The following is a 15799-nucleotide window of genomic DNA, read 5'->3' on the forward strand; positions in this document are numbered from 1 at the left end:
CCGCATGGATTGGCTCGATAACCTCATCAGGACGTTCCTCGACTTCGACGCGATGATCGCGGTCCTGCCGCAGCTGCTCGGCATCGGTCTTGTGAACACCCTCGTCATCTCGGTGTTCGCGACACTGCTGGGCATCGTGATCGGCATGATCCTCGCAATCATGGGCGTCTCGCGCACCGCATGGTTGCGCCTGCCCGCACGCATCTACACGGACATCTTCCGCGGACTTCCCGCGATTCTGACCATCCTGCTCATCGGCCAGGGCTTCGCCAGGATCAGTCAGCAGCTCTTCGGACCGTCCCCGTATCCACTCGGCATCCTCGCGCTCAGCCTGATCGCCGGCGCCTACATCGGCGAGATCTTCCGCGCCGGCATCCAGAGCGTCGAACGGGGGCAGCTGGAAGCGTGCCGCGCGCTGGGCATGACATACGGCAGCGCGATGCGCCTCGTCGTCGTTCCGCAGGGGATCCGCAGGGTGCTGCCCGCCCTGGTCAATCAGTTCATCGCGATTGTCAAGGATTCGAGCCTCGTGTACTTCCTCGGGCTGCTCGTCAGCGAACGGGAGCTGTTCCGCGTGGGACAGGATGCCGCCGTGCTGACCGGAAACCTGTCGCCGCTCGTCCTGGCCGGCGTCTTCTACCTCGTGATCACCGTGCCGCTCACGCACCTCGTGAACTACTTCGACGACCGGTTCCGCACCGGGCGCCGTAAGGCGACCCCGCCCAAGAGCGGTCTGGACGAGATCGATGAGAGGCCCGTGAGCCCCGCACTGGCCCAAGGAGAGAACACATGACCTACACCTCCCCGCTCCCCGTGACAGAGGGCCGCTTCTACGAAGGATCGCGCCTGCAGATCGACAACCTCGTGATGGCGTACGGCGATATCGACGTCATCCGCGATGTGTCGATCGCCGTCGAACCCGGCACGACCACCTGCATCATCGGACCATCCGGATCGGGCAAGTCGACGCTGCTGCGCGGTGTGAACCGACTCCACGAGCCGAAAGCGGGCAGGGTGATGCTCGCAGACGACGACGCCCTCGCCCTGAAGCCGGATGTGCTGCGTCGTCGCGTCGGTCTCGTGTTCCAGCACTTCAATCTGTTCCCCGACCACACCGCGCTCGAGAACGTCGCCCTCGCGTTGCGCAACGTCAAGAAGATGTCCAAGGGAGAGTCCCGGCGCATCGCCCTGGCACGGCTGACCGAAGTCGGCCTCGCAGAGCGGGCCGACCATCGCCCGCGCGACCTCTCCGGCGGGCAGCAGCAGCGAGTGGCGATCGCGCGCGCCCTGGCGATGGAACCCGAGGTCATGCTCTTCGACGAGGCGACGAGCGCGCTCGACCCCGAGCTGGTCAAGGGTGTGCTCAACCTCATGGCAGAGCTCGCCCAGCGCGGCATGACGATGCTCGTCGTCACTCACGAGATGGGCTTCGCGCGCAAGGTCGCAGATCAGGTCGTCTTCATGGACGAGGGCCGAGTCGTCGAGGCGGGAACTCCGGACGAGATATTCGACGCCCCGAAGAGCGACCGGCTGCGGCTGTTCCTCTCCGAGGTCCTCTGATGGTCATCCGCACAGCGATCATCGGCTTCGGCACCGCGGGGGGCCTCTTCCACGCACCGTTTCTGGCCGCCGATCCAGCCTTCCGCATCGACGCGATCGTGACGCGAGATCCCGCTCGCGTCGAGCGTGCGACGAGCGAGCATCCTCAGGCCCGCATCCTCGCCGATACCGCCGCCCTGTGGGAGATGACGGACTCGATCGATCTGGTCGTCGTCGCCTCGCCAAGCGGCAGCCATGCCGCTCACGCCGAGTCGGCGCTGCGTGCCGGTTACCACGTCGTCGTCGACAAGCCGTTCGTCGCCGACGCGGAGACCGGCGAAACCCTGATCGCGATCGCCGCGGCTCGAGACCTGATGCTGACGGTGTTCCAGAATCGTCGTTGGGACGGCGATTTCCTCACCGTGAGCGACCTGGTGAAGTCCGGGCGTCTCGGCGAGATCCGCCGCTTCGAGTCGCGATTCACCTGGTGGCAGCCGCAGGCGCCGGAAGGATGGAAGGCAGAGGCACCGGTCGCCGAAGCTGGCGGCATCCTGTTCGATCTCGGGCCGCACCTCATCGATCAGGCGCTGCAGCTGTTCGGACCGGTCGTGGACGTGTACGCAGAGATCGACACCGTGCGCGAGGGCGTCGCGGCGGACGACGACGTGTTCATCGCCCTTGAGCATGAGTCCGGCGTGCGCTCGCACCTTTGGATGAGTGCGGTGGCTCCAGAGCCCGGGCCGCGGTTTCGCGTGCTGGGCGCCGAAGGCACGTACGTCTCCTGGGGGCTCGACGGCCAGGAGACTGCACTGGTCGCCGGGCGGCGACCGGGCGATCCCGGCTTCGGCGAACGCGACCAGGCCGAGTGGGGATCGATCACCACAGGCGACAACGGCGAGAGCGTACCCATGACACGCGGCCAGTACGAGCGCTTCTACGCCGGCGTCGCGGCATCCATCAACAGCGGGTCGCAGGTCCCTGTCGATCCGGCAGACGCCGTCGCGGGCCTGCGCGTGATCGCCGCAGCTCGCGCAGCAGCAGTGTCAAGAACCAAGAAGTGAGGAACAAGATGTCAGCAAACGGTTCGAAGAAGGTCATCGTCATCGGCGGGGGCATCCTCGGCGCATCGACCACAGCCCATCTCGCTCGCGCAGGCGCCGATGTGACCCTCGTCACCCAGGGCTCGCTCGCCGACGGCGCCTCCGGTCGTTCGATCGCGTGGCTCAATTCGTCCGGAGACCGCTCCTCCAGCTACCACTACCTACGGCTGCTGGCCATCGACCGGTACCGCACGTGGGCGGCGAGGCACGCGGACAGCAACGCCTATCTCCGCTTCGACGGGGCGCTGAAGTGGGCCGGCCCTGAGGACAGCTTCCGCCGGACATTCCAGTTCGAGCGATCGGTGGGCTACGACTCGCTCTGGATCGACAGGGACGACGTCGAGCGGCTCGCGCCCGGTGTCGACGCCGCCGCGATCGCCGACGAGGGTGCGATCTTCAACCCTGGCGAAGGATGGGTGAGCCTGCCCGACATCATCGCCGTGCTGGTTGCGGAGGCGAAAGACGCTGGCGCCACCGTCATCGAGAACGCCGGCGAGGTCCGCGTCGACGTGAACGAAGACAAAACGGTCGGCGTCATCCTCGGCGACGGGTCCGCGGTCGCAGCGGATCACGTCGTCCTCGCGACGGGACCCGCGGTTCCGGCGCAGCTGGCCGCACTCGGCGTCACCGTTCCCGATGCTTCGCCCGCCGCATTCGTCCTGTTCACCGATCCGGTGGACTTCACCATGAAGACCGTGCTGAACACGCCTCGAGTGGCGGTGCGCCCGACACCCGACAACCGCCTGGTGCTGGATGCGGCATGGGCGGAGGAATCGATCGTGGTCGGCGACGACGGCACCATCGAGGTTCCCGACGAGTCGGTTCACGGGCTGCTCGACGAAGCCTCGAAGGTGCTGACGGGCAGGCCGACTCTGACGGCGTCGCACGTGGGCGCCGGATGGAAGCCCATCCCCGGTGACGGCGACCCGGTAGCGGGTCCCGTGCCCGGAGTCGCCGGGCTGTACGCACTGTTCACCCATTCGGGGGCGACGCTGGGCCTCGTACTCGGCGAGCTCGCCGCGGACGAGGTGATGACCGGCGAGCCGTCCCCCGTGCTGGAGGCGTTCCGCTTCGAACGGTTCAACGACCAGGCACTTCCAGCCACGGTGGGAACCGATGCCTGGTCACCCGTAGCGGAGGCCTGAGCCCCGGCACGCTCTGGGGTCGACACGCCACTCGTCGGATGCTTCGGCCGATTCGGTCCGAAATCCAGCGTGTCGACCTCCGAAGTGTCGTTCACTACCGGCGGCGGAACTCACCAAGGGCTGGGCTTGTAGTCCTTCAGGAACACGCCGTGCAGGTCGACGCCGGCCTCGCCCTGCACGATCGGGTCGTACACGCGGGCGGCGCCGTCGACGAGGTCGAGTGGTGCGGGCGCTCGTCGGTGATCCATCCGGTGTCGACGGTGGTCATGAGGATGCCGGATTTCTCGAGCATCTCGAGCGGATCGACCTGCTCGACCGACTGCACCCAGCTGTTGATGTGATCGATGTCGGGGACGAGCCCGCCGGCGTCGAATCGTTCCGCCGGCGGGCGAGCGCCCACCGCAGCTAGAGCCGGTCGACTCCCGTCGCAGTGACGACCGCCTCGCCGGCCTCGTCGGATGCCGCGAGGCCGACCGGCTCGAGACCGCGCACCCGTCAGCAGAACGCCTCCACACCACCCCACCCGCCGACCCAGGCCTCGACCCGAGGATCGGTCCGCAGCACGTGAGTTCCCACCGCCGTCGTCCGCCGCGTCCGGAACGCATCGTCGTGCCCCCAGCGGTCGGCACGTCGCGTCGCGCGTCGCGAGCGCAGCCTTCCGATGGGTGCGCCATCGCCGTCGACGAGGTCGACAGCGCCCAGATCTCCCGTGCCGAGGCCGTGGACGAGGTCGACGAGCCAGTCCGGATCGAGCACGACGACGGGTCGGCGCATCTCCCACAGCACCCGGGAGTCCACAGGGCGCCGGGCGTCACGGGCATCCACGACCCGCGGGTCGTCGGCGAGCGCATCGGGCACGACGTCGAGCATCAGCCTGGCTCGGGGAAACGCGGCGAACAGCGAGTCGGCCATGATGAAGAGCGCTGCCGGCGGGTGCTCACCCTGCACCTGCACGACAAGGTCGGCCGCACCGGGCCACAGCGCCCGCGGAGACGACCCGGGAACCGGAATGCTCGACTGCAGGCGCAGCGTCTGCGCGTTCGCGCGGTCGATGCCCGACCCGTCCCGATCGGCCCACTCGGGACCATCGTGCCAGGCTACCGCACCCGCGATGTGCGCGAACACCGCACCGGCCTGCCACATGCGGTGCGCCCACTCCCAGTCCTCACCCCCGTACGACGTGAATGTCTCGTCGAAGCCGCCGACCTCATCGAACATGCGTCGCGAGCAGGCGATCACGGCGCCGATCATGAATCGGTAGGAGCGGTCGTCGGAGTCGAGCAGATCCCCGCTGCGGGCATACTCCTCGGCGAGCCACTCGGGTTCCGGCAGCTCCCGACCCGCCGCCGCTTCGACGATCGGCACGTCGGGCGCGACCGCCGAGAGGTCCGCGTGGCGGCGACGACCGACGACCACCGCCTCGGGCAGGAGCGCGGGGAGCCTGCTCAACGCCCGCACGTAGCCGGGTTCGGGCGCGGTGTCGGCGTCGAGGAAGCACAGCACCTCGCCGCTGCTCGCCCGCACTCCGAGGTTGCGGACCGCTGCCAGACGGAACCCGCGATCCTCCTGCCGCACGAGCGTCACCCCGTCGGGCACGTCGAGCCCGCCGGGCGAGCCGTCATCGGCGACGATGACCTGCAGCAGCTCCTGCGGATAGTCCTGTGCGGCGAGCGCACGCAGGGTGCGGGCGAGCTGCCCCGGCTGGTCGTAGTGTGCGACGATCACCGACACGGCGGGAAGCGGATCCGGGTGGATGCCGTCGAGCGAGTCCCATCGATTCCCGACGACCCACCCCGCTGTCACGAGGCCCTCCCGGCCCACAGGCGGACATACCCCTGTGCCGCCTCAGCGCGTGACAAGGGCAGACACGTGAGCCCGTGCCAGGTCGCGTCAGGATTCGCACGTGCATGACGCAGCGCACCGACCAGGTCGCTCTCGCCGACGGGTGTGAGCGTGCCGGGGCGCAGCGCGGCCATCTCGTCGACGTAGCGGTTGCGCACGGCCACCGGGCGCCGGCCCCAGCCGATCCACGAGGCGAGCGATCCGGATGCCGAGATGTGCCGGTGCGCGATCACCGGCACGCTCACCGCGCGCCCGCGACGAGCGATCTCGGCGTCGTCCAGCCATCCGGTCACGTCGACCTCGACGCCGATGGCGGCCGAGCGCCGCACGAAGGCCTCGAGCTCGGCCGCGTGCCCGTCAGACGCGCGTCCCAGCACCGTGAGCGCGCCGATCCCCGCGGCAGCCGCGGCGTCCGCCGCCTCGTCGTGGCCCTTGCCCGGATAGAAGAACCCGAGCACCCCGACTGACCCGTCGGGTCGCCCCCGCCCGGCGTCCTTCTCCAGTTCCACCGGCAGCGGGATGACCTCGGCCGCCCCGGACCAGACGTCCTCCTCGCGCAGCAGTTCGCGCTCGTGCTCACTGTTCACGACCACTGCGCTCGCAGCCGCCGCGACGCGGGCGTACGCCGCGCGACGGCGAGGCCGATTCAGCTCACCGTCGGATGCCTGGGGCACGTCGTGCAGGGTGACGCTCACTCGCAGGCGCGATGCGAGCTCGGCGAACGTGCGGGATGCCTGCTCGGGCGACGCACCCCAGAGCCGATCGGTGAAATGCGCGTGCACGTCGGTGCCGGCGGGCAGTCGAGCGAGTCCGGCGGCGTCGACGGTGTGCGCCTCGGTGACGTCTCGAATGGCATCCGCCATGCCGCGGGCATAGACCGCGACGCCGTGATCACCAAGGTGCACGAGCAGCAGCGGCGCACCGGTCATGCCGCACGCCAGTCGGTGAGGAGCGGCGCGAGCCGAGCGGTCGCCGCGGCGACGAACCCGGGATGCTCGGCGTACCAGGCGAGGTGCGCCTCGCGCACCGCCGCGTCGCTCACGGGCCTCCCCTCGACGATCCACTGCTCCTGCGGCTCGTCGCTCAGCGCCCAGGCCTCGATCACCTCGGGAGCAAGTGGTGCGCGCACCGAGTCGAGCAGCGGGCGCCCCGGGTCGACGGGTCCCTCCGCCGCCCCCAGCGCGTCGAGGATGCGGGCACCCAGCGGCAGCCAGACCGCGTTGCCGGGGTGGTTCACGGTGCGCATGTGGTCGCCCGACACGGCCTCGAAGAGGTCGGACACCGGAATGTGGGTCGATCGCTCACGCTCACGCAGGACTTCGACCGAGGCCCGGCCGATGGCCCGCACCGCATCCGGTGTCAGCGCAGACGCAACCGGCAGCCCCGCGGCCGCCGCGAGCGTGCGCACGTCGTGGTACGCCACGAGCGGTGGATCCTCATCGACGCCCGGAACGCGGATCGCGGCCTGGAACGGATGCAGCCCCGCGAACCGCACGGGCGGCACCGTGAGCACCCTGGCTGCGGTCGCAGCAGCCACCTGGCGCGTGCCGAGCGGAAGGTCGTGATAGTCGTCGCGCACCGGCTGCGTGACGACCGTGTGGGCCGCGGCCACCACCTCGTGCAGGCGTCGCGCATCGTCGGCCGACATCTCGTGCACCGGCGGAACCCGGATGAACCGACGATCCTCGGCATCCATCACCAATCGCAACGACTCGGCCTGGCAGTTTCCCAGCACGACTCCGAAGCTGTCGGGCAGGGGGGTGATCGCGTAGAATTCGCCGTAGTGCCTTCGACGTCCTAGCACCGCCGGCTCGACGGGCGCAACGGTCGTGACGTCGGGCGAGTTGGGGTTCATGCTTCGAACGTATACCTGTGGATCTCTTCGTCTCACCCCGTTGCTTTTCCCGAGATCCATCACTTCGGTACGCGCGCAACGCCCGTCTGAACGAGGAGGAATCCATCGCCACAACCTCTGCGCGCATCCGCGTCGCCTCCGTCCCTGCCGCGCACCCGTACGTGCGCGCCATCACCGATCCCCGGCGCGTCACTCTCCTGAGCGACCCGCCCGTGCCGGACGCACCCCCCGAGCAGTGGTGGCCGCCGATCGCGATGACCGGACAGTGGCTCAGCGAGAACGCCGCCGAGTACGACCTGCTGCATGTGCACTTCGGGCTCGAGTCGTTCACCCCTGACGAGTTGCGCGCAGGACTCGACGCGGCACGCCTCGCGGGCCGGCCCGTGGTGTTCACGGTGCACGACCTCGACAATCCCCAGATCGTCGACCAGGAGCCCTATCGCGAGCTGCTCAATGTGATCGTCCCGGCGGCCGATCACCTCATCACGCTCACGCCCTCCGCGGCGGCGGAGATCGAGCGCCGGTGGCGTCGTGCCAGCACGGTGCTCGCCCACCCGACACTGCTCGAGCAGACCGCCGCGGACAGCCGGGTGAGCAGGGCAGGCACCGTTCGGGTCGGCATCGCGCTGCGCGACCTGCGTCCGAACATCGACGCAGAGGGCGCGGTGCGCGCAGCCGCGCGGGCGGCCGGGCTGCTCGAGGCAGCGGGCCAGGCGGTCGAGATCGAGGTGCTGATGAACGACCGGGTACGCGATGACCGTGCAGCGGAGCGGGTGATCGACGCCGCCGACGGGCATGCCGCTGTGCGAATGCGCAGGACCCCCTATCTCAGCGACGCGGAGATCGAGGAGTGGCTCCGGGGGCTGGACCTGTTCGTTCTTCCCTATCGGCACGGGACGCACTCGGGCTGGGTGGAGCTCTGCTACGACCTGGGGGTGCCGGTGGCGGGAACCGACGTGGGCCACATCCGGTCGCAGCATCCGTCCGAGTTCTGCGTCATCGATCTGGACGACCCCCGCACGCTGGCCGCCGCGGTGATGTGGGTCCACCGCTCGCCGGCGTCGTCCTCGCCGAGGGCGACGCACCTGGCGAACCGCCGCGCCGAGCGCCAGCAGCAGCGACGCGCGATTCGGGCGGCGCACGCCCGCCTCTACTCGGATGCCGTGGCAGGCGTTCGGACACATGCCGCCGCGGGAATTCAGGCGTGAGTGCCGCGCAGCGCCTTCGCGTGCTCGTCGTCGCTCCCGAACGACATCCCCTGCGACAGCCGCACGCGGGCGGACTGGAGGCGGTCGTGTGGAATCGTGTGCGGTGGCTGAAGCGTCGCGGACACGACGTCGAGCTGTGCGCCGCCGCCGGATCCGACTTCCTCGGATCGGGCGCCGACCTGCAGCTGCCCAGCCCTCGCTGGCGTTGCATCGATGAGACCTCCGATTCGGAGAACCCGGCGGGGCACCGAGGACGGATCGCGGATGCCTTCGCCCGGGTGCGCCGCCGGCTGACTGACCCGGTCGACGGCGTCGATGTGGTCGACAACCACAGCCTGCACGGCGATCCGATCCTGTGGAGCCGCGACGCGGGCATCCCAGTCGTCACGACCCTGCACACGCCGCCCCTCCCCGACATGGTGCATGCGGCGCGCTCCCTGCCGCCGACGGCGCCGCACCGCTTCCTCGCCGTCAGCCAGTACACGGCACGAGCGTGGTCCGACGAGGGAGTCGACGCCTTCGTCTTCCCCAACGGTGTCGACAGCAGCGAGTGGCGACGAGGACGCGGCGGCGAGCAGTGGGTGTGGTTCGGTCGGATCGTGCCCGAGAAGGCTCCCCATCTGGCCATCCGCGCAGCCCGGCTCGCAGGCGCGCGCCTGCGGATCGCCGGCCGGATCGGCGACCAGCGGTACTTCACCCGTGAGGTCGAGCCTCTTCTCGGCGACGGCGTGGAGTACGTCGGGCCGCTGCGCCAACCCGAGCTTTGCGCTCTCGTCGGAGCGTCGTCGGTCGCGCTGGTCACCCCGGTCTGGTCGGAGCCATTCGGCCTGGTGCTGGCCGAGGCGCTGATGACGGGCACTCCTGTGGTCGCGTTCGACGCGGGCGGTGCGAGCGAGGTGCTGGCGGGGCTGCCCGGATGCACGGTCGTGCCCGCCCGTGACGTGAGCGCCCTCGCTCAGGCGGCCCTCTCCCTAGCCGCTCGGTCGGCGTCGCCCGCGTTCCGGGATCGCGTGCGCGCGGCGGCATCCGCCCGCCACTCGCTCGCGCGCCGTCATCGCGAGGTCGAGCGCGTGCTCACCGTCGCCGCGCACAGTCGTATGGCCGAGGTCGACTCGCTCATCGCAGGCGCGGAGGCGGTCGGCGCATGATCGGCTGGTACGTGCACCATCACGGATGGGGCCATCTCACGCGGATGCAGGCGATCCGCCCGCATCTCGACGACGAGGTCACCGTGTTCTCGTCGCTTCCCGCTCCTGGTGACCTCGGCGACGACACCGCGTGGGTCCGCCTGCCTGCGGACGCGGATCCGGTGGTGACCGCCGACGGCGCCGTCCGCGCCGCGCACGAGCTCGGCGATGTCACCGCCGGCGGGCGCTGCACTGGGCACCGGTCGGGCATCCAGGCCATCAGACGCGGCTCGCGATGATCGCCGACTGGATCGCCCGCCACCCCGTTTCGGCGTTCGTGGTCGACGTCAGCGTGGAGGTCACCGCATTCGTCCGCCTTCTCGGCGTTCCCACCGTGGTGTTCGCGCAACCCGGCGATCGGTCCGACCGCCCGCACCGGCTCGGCCACGCCCTCGCCGATCGGATCGTGGCACCGTGGCCGGAGGGCATGTTCGATGCGTCCGAGCTGTCCGATCACCGTGCGCGCGTACGTCATGTCGGCGGGATCTCGCGGCACGACGGGCGGTCGCGCCACACGGCCGACGATGCCGCTCGTCGGGCGCTGTTCCTCAGCCGTACGCTCGACGAATCACGACTCGAGCAGACGATCGACCTGCTGACGGCTCGAGGCTGGGAGGTCGAGACGGCCGGCGCCCGTGACGACGATCGGGTCGCCGACGTGTGGCCGCTGCTCTGCCGCGCGAAGGTCGTGATCAGCGCCGCCGGCCTGAACGGGGTGGCCGATCTCGCGACCGCGGGCGCGCGCGCGGTCGTGCTGCCCCAGGACAGACCGTTCGGCGAGCAGGAGCACACGGCCAGAGTCCTGCAGGCCGCGGGCCTCGCCTCGACAGCGCCCGCCGGATCGTCTCCCGCACAGGTGGTCGAGCTCGTGGAGCGGGCAGCGGTCTCCCCGCCCGACTGGAGCGGATGGGGCGTCACCGGCGCCGCTGCGCGTGCCGCCCGAGGCATACAGGAGGTCGCCTCATGACGCGGATCGCCGTGATCACACCGGCGTCGCACAACCGCCTCGCACATCTGCATCGCCAGCGCCGCTTTCTGCGCGAGGTGCTGCCGCCCCATCATGACGTGGTGCGCATCGAGGCGTGGCTCGACAGCGAGCCCCCGCCACCGTTCGACGGCGTAATTCACGTGCACGTCCCACCGGGCCGCGATGGGATGCGCGTCGGCGCAGGACGCAACGCCGCCGCCGAGATCGCTGTCTCGCGCGACGTCGATCTGCTCGTGTTCCTCGACGTGGACTGTCTGCCGGGCCCGCAGCTGCTCGATCGATACGCTGAAGCGATTCGCTCGCACCCGAACGGGCTGCTGTGCGGTCCGGTCACCTACCTCGAGAGCGTGCAGCGACCGTCAGCCGCCGAACAGCTCGAGGCGATGGTCCGACCGCATCCCGTGCGTCCGAACCCGGCCGTCGGCGTCGTCGCGACCGCCGACGCGAACGAGTACGACCTCTTCTGGTCGCTGTCGTTCGCGGTGACGCCGGCGACCTGGGCGCAGCTGGGCGGGTTCGACGAGCGGTACGAGGGCTATGGCGCCGAAGACACCGATCTGGGCCGACGGGCGCGGTCGCAGGGCGTGCCCCTGCACTGGGTGGGCGGCGCGCATGCGTTCCATCAGTGGCATCCGGCCGGCACTCCCCCGTGGCGTCATCTCGACGACATCCTGCGCAACGGCGCCCTGTTCGCCGAGCAGTGGGGCGAGTGGCCGATGGGCGGCTGGATCGACGAGTTCGTCGCAGCGGGCGCGGTCGAATCCCACGACGGCGGCTACCGCCGGACGGTGCGCGCCCCTGCCGTCCCGGGGCCGTGACGGCGCGTTCTTGCCGCGTCCGGTCACCAGGGGCTGGGCTTGTAGTCCTTCAGGAACACGCCATACAGGTCGACGCCGGCCTCGCCCTGCACGATCGGGTCGTACACGCGCGCGGCGCCGTCGACGAGGTCGAGCGGGGCGTGGAAGCCCTCCTCCGCCAGACGCACCTTGGTGTGGTGCGGGCGCTCGTCGGTGATCCATCCGGTGTCGACGGCGGTCATAAGGATGCCGGATTTCTCGAGCATCTCGCCGGCGCTGGTGCGCGTGAGCATGTTCAGCGCGGCCTTGGCCATGTTCGTGTGCGGATGCCCCGGGCCCTTGTACCGGCGCGAGAACTGTCCCTCCATCGCCGAGACGTTCACGATGTACTTCCGGCGGGCGTCCGATGCCTCCATCGATGCCCGCAACCGGCTGATGAGGAGGAACGGCGCGGTCGTGTTCGCCAGCTGCACCTCGAGCATCTCGAGGGGATCGACCTGCTCGACCGACTGCACCCAGCTGTTGACGTGATCGATGTCGGGGACGAGGCCGCCGGCGTCGATCGCCGAGCCGTCGGCGTGCTTCGCGAGTGACGACGACCCCGGCGCCATCGCGAGGCGGGCGAGGTCCTCCGCCGTCAGCGCCTGGCCGCCCTGCTCGGCGACAGTTCCGCCGAGGATGCCGCCGAGAGCGCGGATTCGCCGCCACAGACGCCTCGAGCGCCTGCGGGTGCGGGTCGGCGGTGTGCCCGAAGGTCTCCATCTCGGGCAGGGGCCCGTCGGGGAGCGGCTGCATCTCGGCATCCGCCAGCAGCGAGTACGCACCCGGCGAGCGCCGGACGGTCTGCGCGGCGTTGTTGATGAGGATGTCGAGCGGCCCCTGAGCCGCGACGGAATCGGCGAGTGCGATCACCTGGGCGGGGTCGCGCAGGTCGATGCCGACGATGCGCAGGCGGTGCAGCCAGTCGGCGGCGTCCGGCAGCGACGAGAAGCGCCGCACGGCGTCCCGCGGGAAGCGCGTCGTGATCGTCAGGTGCGCGCCGTCGCGGAGCAGACGCAGCGCGATGTGCATGCCGATCTTGGCCCGCCCGCCGGTGAGCAGCGCGCGACGGCCGGAGAGGTCGGTGCGCGCGTTGCGCTTGGCGTGGCTGAAGCGGGCGCAGTCCGGGCAGAGCTGGTGATAGAACGCGTCGACGAGCGTGTACGGCTGCTTGCAGATGTAGCAGTTGCGGGGCCTCCGCAGCTCGCCGGCGATCGGGGCATCCACGCTCGAGGCGAGGTCGTTGCCGCGGGTCTCGTCGTCGATGCGGTCCGGGGCGCCGGTCGCGGTCTTGGCCACGACCGCCTTGTCGGCCTCGGCGATCGCGTCGCGGATCTCCTTGCGGCGGGCGCGCTTGACGGCCTTGAACATCCGCCCGGTGGCGCGGCGGACGGCGATGTAGTCGGGATGCTGCTCGCTCATCGAATCGAGCGATGCGAGCACCCGGAGTGTGGTGGCGAGGTCGTCGGGGTCGAGGCCGTCGCCGAGGTCTGCGGGGCTGTCGGCGGGGGCATCGGTCACCATGCCGATTCTACGCGAGCGACCTGGGAGGGCGTGCTCCCGCGGCGGCCGTGACTCTGTCGGCGACCCCGCGTATCGTCGGCCCCATGGAAAGCGCACACGGCATCATTCCGGCATCCCTCCGCGCCCGCCTCGCCCAGTCGGGCCGGTTCCCGAAGGCCGCGGATGCTGCGCGCCAGACCCTGCTCGCCGGCAGACCCCAGTTCCGTGCCCGCCTGAACCTGTCGATCGACGAGCACGGCGACCTCGTCGCCGAGCTGACGGATGCGCCGAATCGCACGATCAGCGATGCGAACGGCACCGAGACGCTGCCCGGGGCCGTCGTCCGCAACGAGGACGACCCGCCCGTCGACGACGCCTCGGTCAACGAAGCCTTCGACGGACTCGGTGCGACGTTCGAGATGCTGCTGGCGGCGTTCCAGCGCAACTCCCTCGACAGTGCCGGAATAGGGCTCGACGCGACCGTGCACTACGGCACCGACTACGACAACGCGTTCTGGGACGGTGAACGCATGGTGTTCGGCGACGGAGACGGCGAGGTCTTCCAGGGGTTCACGCGATCGATCAGCGTCATCGGTCACGAGCTCGGGCACGGTGTGATCCAGCACACCGCGAACCTCGAGTACCAGGGTCAGCCCGGTGCTCTGAACGAGTCCATGGCAGACGTGCTCGGTGCGCTGACCGAGCAGTTCGCGCTCGGCCAGACGGCAGATGCGGCGACCTGGCTGATCGGCGCCGGCATCTTCACCGACGAGGTGCAGGGGCAGGCGCTGCGGTCGATGATCGAACCGGGCACCGCCTACGACGACGACGAGCTCGGCAAGGATCCGCAGCCCGCCCACATGAGCGACTTCGTGCAGACGACCGAGGACAATGGCGGCGTGCACATCAACTCCGGCATCCCGAATCGGGCCTTCGCTCTGACGGCGCGCGCCCTCGGCGGCAACGCCTGGGAGCGGGCCGGAACGGTCTGGTACCGCGCGCTGACCGGGGGCCTGTCTCAGGCCGCGACGTTCCGCGCTTTCGCGGACGCCACTGTCGAAGCGGCCGAGCGCGAGTACGGTGAAGAGGTGACCGCCGCAGTTCGCGACGCCTGGACGACCGTGGGAGTGCTGGATGCCGAAGGAGCTCGACGCGCCGGATGACGACGACCGGCTGGTCGTCGCCGTCGTCCGATCCGGCGGTGTCGCCGGCATCAGCCGCCGGTGGACGGTCGCGCCGCCCCGGCCCGAGATCGACGTGTGGGTCGGCCTGATCGAGCGCTGCCCGTGGGACGCGCCGCAACACAAGGATCGGGGGGCGGATCGCTACGTGTGGAGCATCCAGGTGCGGATGCCGCAGCAGGTGCGCGAACGCGAACTCGCCGACTCCGAACTGCAGGGCGCGTGGCGGGAGCTCGTCGAGGCAGTGCGCGAGGCCGACAGCCCGTCGCCCTCGCCTACACCCGCGCCGAGTCCGATCCCGCCGCGGGAGGATCCAGCATCACCCGAGTGACCGGCAGCGCCTCAGGGTGCTCCTGCTGCAGCCAGGTCATGATCTTCTCCCGCACGAGGCACCGCAGGTCCCACTGGTCGTCGGAGTCCTTCGCTGAGATCGTGAAGCGCAGCGTGACGTGACCGCCCTCGGAGCCGGTGACGACCACTCCGGCCTTGCGGCGGTCCCAGGCGTCGGATCCTTCGACGATCTCCATGAACTTCGCGCGGACGGCATCGACCGGCACTCGCCAGTCCAGGTCCATGAACACGGTGCCGAGGATCTTGTCGCTCCTGCGCGTCCAGCTCTCCACCGGCTGCGAGGTGAAGTACGTGCACGGCAGGATCAGCCGGCGCTCATCCCAGATGTAGACGACGACATAGGAGAGGTTGATCTCGCCGATCCGCCCCCATTCGCCTTCGACCACGACGACGTCGCCCACGCGGATCGAGTCCGTGAAAGCGATCTGGACGCCGGCGATGAGGTTGCCGAGTGTCGACTGCGCAGCCAGTCCCGCGACGATGCTCACCACGCCGGCGGACGCCAGGATGCTGGTGCCCACCGCCCGCACCTCCGGGAACGAGAACAGCACGACGCCGACGGCGATCACCCCGACCAGCACGACGACGAGGCGGTTGAGCACCGTCAGCTGCGTCTGGCGGCGACGGGCCTCCGCGCTCGTGGCGTCGCGTCTGCTGTCGTACTGCATGAGCCGTTCCATGCCGAACGTCACGAGCGTGGACAGCAGCCACGCACCGACGAGAACGGTGGCGATGAAGAGGATGCGCTCGAGCACCGCCCACCACGACAGCGCCGCCGGGGCCGTCGTCGCGCACACGATCCAGGACGCGACGACGAGCGCCAGCGTCATGGCCGGCACGCGGATGCGCCGTTCGAGATCGCCGATCCAAGCCGAGCGTCCGCGCGCACGCCCGGCGATGAACCGCACGACGATGACGGCGACCGAGACCAGCACGACCGCGACGGTGGCGCCGACGAGAGTGCCGACCCACGAGGACCAATCGAGAGCGAGTTCTGCGAGTGACATCATCGCTCCACCATAAACACGGGTGCCCGCCGTGACGCAAACAGACCCTTGCCTCGT

At 70.0% G+C, this 15799-nt stretch carries 15 protein-coding genes and 2 pseudogenes; 11 read left to right on the plus strand and 6 right to left on the minus strand.

Going from position 1 to position 15799, the window contains the following annotated elements; genetic code table 11:
• The first annotated feature begins 4 nt into the window (after positions 1 to 4).
• The 4 genes from HWX58_RS09030 to HWX58_RS09045 are packed head-to-tail and all read left to right on the plus strand — an operon-like array spanning position 5 to position 3784.
• Positions 5 to 793: an amino acid ABC transporter permease gene (locus HWX58_RS09030; RefSeq protein WP_175987150.1), complete on the plus strand. Its 789-nt coding sequence runs from the start codon at positions 5 to 7 to the stop codon at positions 791 to 793.
• A complete protein-coding gene (locus HWX58_RS09035) occupies positions 790 to 1560 on the plus strand; it encodes an amino acid ABC transporter ATP-binding protein (RefSeq protein ID WP_175987152.1) in 771 nt (256 codons plus the stop codon). Before HWX58_RS09030 ends, HWX58_RS09035 begins: the two co-directional genes overlap by 4 nt.
• Positions 1560 to 2600 (plus strand): Gfo/Idh/MocA family protein, encoded by a 1041-nt coding sequence (locus HWX58_RS09040; RefSeq protein ID WP_175987154.1) that lies wholly within the window; start codon positions 1560 to 1562, stop codon positions 2598 to 2600. Before HWX58_RS09035 ends, HWX58_RS09040 begins: the two co-directional genes overlap by 1 nt.
• Before the next feature lie 8 nt (positions 2601 to 2608).
• Positions 2609 to 3784 carry an NAD(P)/FAD-dependent oxidoreductase gene (locus tag HWX58_RS09045; RefSeq protein WP_175987156.1) on the plus strand — a complete coding sequence of 392 codons (1176 nt, stop codon included), beginning with the start codon at positions 2609 to 2611 and terminating at the stop codon, positions 3782 to 3784.
• 110 nt (positions 3785 to 3894) lie between these two features.
• On the opposite strand, the pseudogene HWX58_RS09050 reads toward HWX58_RS09045, so the two are convergent.
• The 4 genes and pseudogenes from HWX58_RS09050 to HWX58_RS09065 form a co-directional block, all read right to left on the minus strand.
• A pseudogene (locus HWX58_RS09050) lies at positions 3895 to 4260 on the minus strand (short-chain dehydrogenase); the annotation flags it as partial.
• A gap of 19 nt (positions 4261 to 4279) precedes the next feature.
• Positions 4280 to 5587 carry a glycosyltransferase gene (locus HWX58_RS09055; protein WP_250646178.1) on the minus strand — a complete coding sequence of 436 codons (1308 nt, stop codon included), beginning with the start codon at positions 5585 to 5587 and terminating at the stop codon, positions 4280 to 4282.
• Positions 5584 to 6555, minus strand: a complete 972-nt coding sequence (locus HWX58_RS09060) for a hypothetical protein (RefSeq protein ID WP_175987161.1) — start codon at positions 6553 to 6555, stop codon at positions 5584 to 5586. The genes HWX58_RS09055 and HWX58_RS09060 overlap by 4 nt, the downstream gene beginning before the upstream one ends.
• Positions 6552 to 7481 carry a WcbI family polysaccharide biosynthesis putative acetyltransferase gene (locus tag HWX58_RS09065; RefSeq protein WP_175987163.1) on the minus strand — a complete coding sequence of 310 codons (930 nt, stop codon included), beginning with the start codon at positions 7479 to 7481 and terminating at the stop codon, positions 6552 to 6554. The genes HWX58_RS09060 and HWX58_RS09065 overlap by 4 nt, the downstream gene beginning before the upstream one ends.
• A 161-nt stretch (positions 7482 to 7642) precedes the next feature.
• Here HWX58_RS09065 and HWX58_RS09070 point away from each other — a divergent pair, with 161 nt between their 5' ends.
• From HWX58_RS09070 to HWX58_RS09090, 5 genes are read left to right on the plus strand one after another with little or no spacing between them, the layout of a single operon-like run.
• On the plus strand, positions 7643 to 8689 hold the full coding sequence (locus HWX58_RS09070) for a glycosyltransferase (protein WP_284690605.1): 1047 nt from the start codon (positions 7643 to 7645) through the stop codon (positions 8687 to 8689).
• Entirely contained in the window at positions 8686 to 9837 is a 1152-nt protein-coding gene (locus HWX58_RS09075; RefSeq protein ID WP_175987167.1) for a glycosyltransferase, read from the plus strand. Before HWX58_RS09070 ends, HWX58_RS09075 begins: the two co-directional genes overlap by 4 nt.
• Positions 9834 to 10115, plus strand: a complete 282-nt coding sequence (locus HWX58_RS09080) for a hypothetical protein (RefSeq protein WP_175987169.1) — start codon at positions 9834 to 9836, stop codon at positions 10113 to 10115. Before HWX58_RS09075 ends, HWX58_RS09080 begins: the two co-directional genes overlap by 4 nt.
• Positions 10112 to 10843 carry a glycosyltransferase family 28 protein gene (locus HWX58_RS09085; protein WP_175987171.1) on the plus strand — a complete coding sequence of 244 codons (732 nt, stop codon included), beginning with the start codon at positions 10112 to 10114 and terminating at the stop codon, positions 10841 to 10843. Before HWX58_RS09080 ends, HWX58_RS09085 begins: the two co-directional genes overlap by 4 nt.
• Positions 10840 to 11682: a glycosyltransferase family 2 protein gene (locus HWX58_RS09090; protein ID WP_175987173.1), complete on the plus strand. Its 843-nt coding sequence runs from the start codon at positions 10840 to 10842 to the stop codon at positions 11680 to 11682. Before HWX58_RS09085 ends, HWX58_RS09090 begins: the two co-directional genes overlap by 4 nt.
• Positions 11683 to 11705: 23 nt before the next feature.
• Here the strand turns inward: HWX58_RS09090 and HWX58_RS09095 are convergent.
• A pseudogene (locus tag HWX58_RS09095) lies at positions 11706 to 13224 on the minus strand (SDR family NAD(P)-dependent oxidoreductase).
• An 83-nt stretch (positions 13225 to 13307) separates the two neighbouring features.
• Between HWX58_RS09095 and HWX58_RS09100 the strand changes: the two are divergent.
• Together HWX58_RS09100 and HWX58_RS09105 are read left to right on the plus strand one after the other, a co-directional pair.
• Complete coding sequence (locus tag HWX58_RS09100) at positions 13308 to 14366, plus strand: M4 family metallopeptidase (RefSeq protein WP_175987175.1); 1059 nt, start codon at positions 13308 to 13310, stop codon at positions 14364 to 14366.
• Positions 14338 to 14715: a protealysin inhibitor emfourin gene (locus HWX58_RS09105; RefSeq protein WP_175987177.1), complete on the plus strand. Its 378-nt coding sequence runs from the start codon at positions 14338 to 14340 to the stop codon at positions 14713 to 14715. Before HWX58_RS09100 ends, HWX58_RS09105 begins: the two co-directional genes overlap by 29 nt.
• On the opposite strand, the gene HWX58_RS09110 is transcribed toward HWX58_RS09105, so the two are convergent.
• Positions 14660 to 15745, minus strand: a complete 1086-nt coding sequence (locus HWX58_RS09110) for a mechanosensitive ion channel family protein (protein ID WP_175987179.1) — start codon at positions 15743 to 15745, stop codon at positions 14660 to 14662. The genes HWX58_RS09105 and HWX58_RS09110 overlap by 56 nt on opposite strands.
• Between the last annotated feature and the right edge of the window lie 54 nt (positions 15746 to 15799).

The organism is Microbacterium tenebrionis (genome assembly GCF_903645325.1).
Lineage (GTDB): Bacteria > Actinomycetota > Actinomycetes > Actinomycetales > Microbacteriaceae > Microbacterium > Microbacterium tenebrionis.

Coding starts and splice junctions, on each gene's coding strand:
- HWX58_RS09030 (WP_175987150.1), top strand. CDS start 5: ATGGATTGGCTCGATAACCTCATCAGGACGTTCCTCGACTTCGACGCG.
- HWX58_RS09035 (WP_175987152.1), top strand. CDS start 790: ATGACCTACACCTCCCCGCTCCCCGTGACAGAGGGCCGCTTCTACGAA.
- HWX58_RS09040 (WP_175987154.1), top strand. CDS start 1,560: ATGGTCATCCGCACAGCGATCATCGGCTTCGGCACCGCGGGGGGCCTC.
- HWX58_RS09045 (WP_175987156.1), top strand. CDS start 2,609: ATGTCAGCAAACGGTTCGAAGAAGGTCATCGTCATCGGCGGGGGCATC.
- HWX58_RS09060 (WP_175987161.1), bottom strand. CDS start 6,555: ATGACCGGTGCGCCGCTGCTGCTCGTGCACCTTGGTGATCACGGCGTC.
- HWX58_RS09065 (WP_175987163.1), bottom strand. CDS start 7,481: ATGAACCCCAACTCGCCCGACGTCACGACCGTTGCGCCCGTCGAGCCG.
- HWX58_RS09080 (WP_175987169.1), top strand. CDS start 9,834: ATGATCGGCTGGTACGTGCACCATCACGGATGGGGCCATCTCACGCGG.
- HWX58_RS09085 (WP_175987171.1), top strand. CDS start 10,112: ATGATCGCCGACTGGATCGCCCGCCACCCCGTTTCGGCGTTCGTGGTC.
- HWX58_RS09090 (WP_175987173.1), top strand. CDS start 10,840: ATGACGCGGATCGCCGTGATCACACCGGCGTCGCACAACCGCCTCGCA.
- HWX58_RS09100 (WP_175987175.1), top strand. CDS start 13,308: ATGGAAAGCGCACACGGCATCATTCCGGCATCCCTCCGCGCCCGCCTC.
- HWX58_RS09105 (WP_175987177.1), top strand. CDS start 14,338: ATGCCGAAGGAGCTCGACGCGCCGGATGACGACGACCGGCTGGTCGTC.
- HWX58_RS09110 (WP_175987179.1), bottom strand. CDS start 15,745: ATGATGTCACTCGCAGAACTCGCTCTCGATTGGTCCTCGTGGGTCGGC.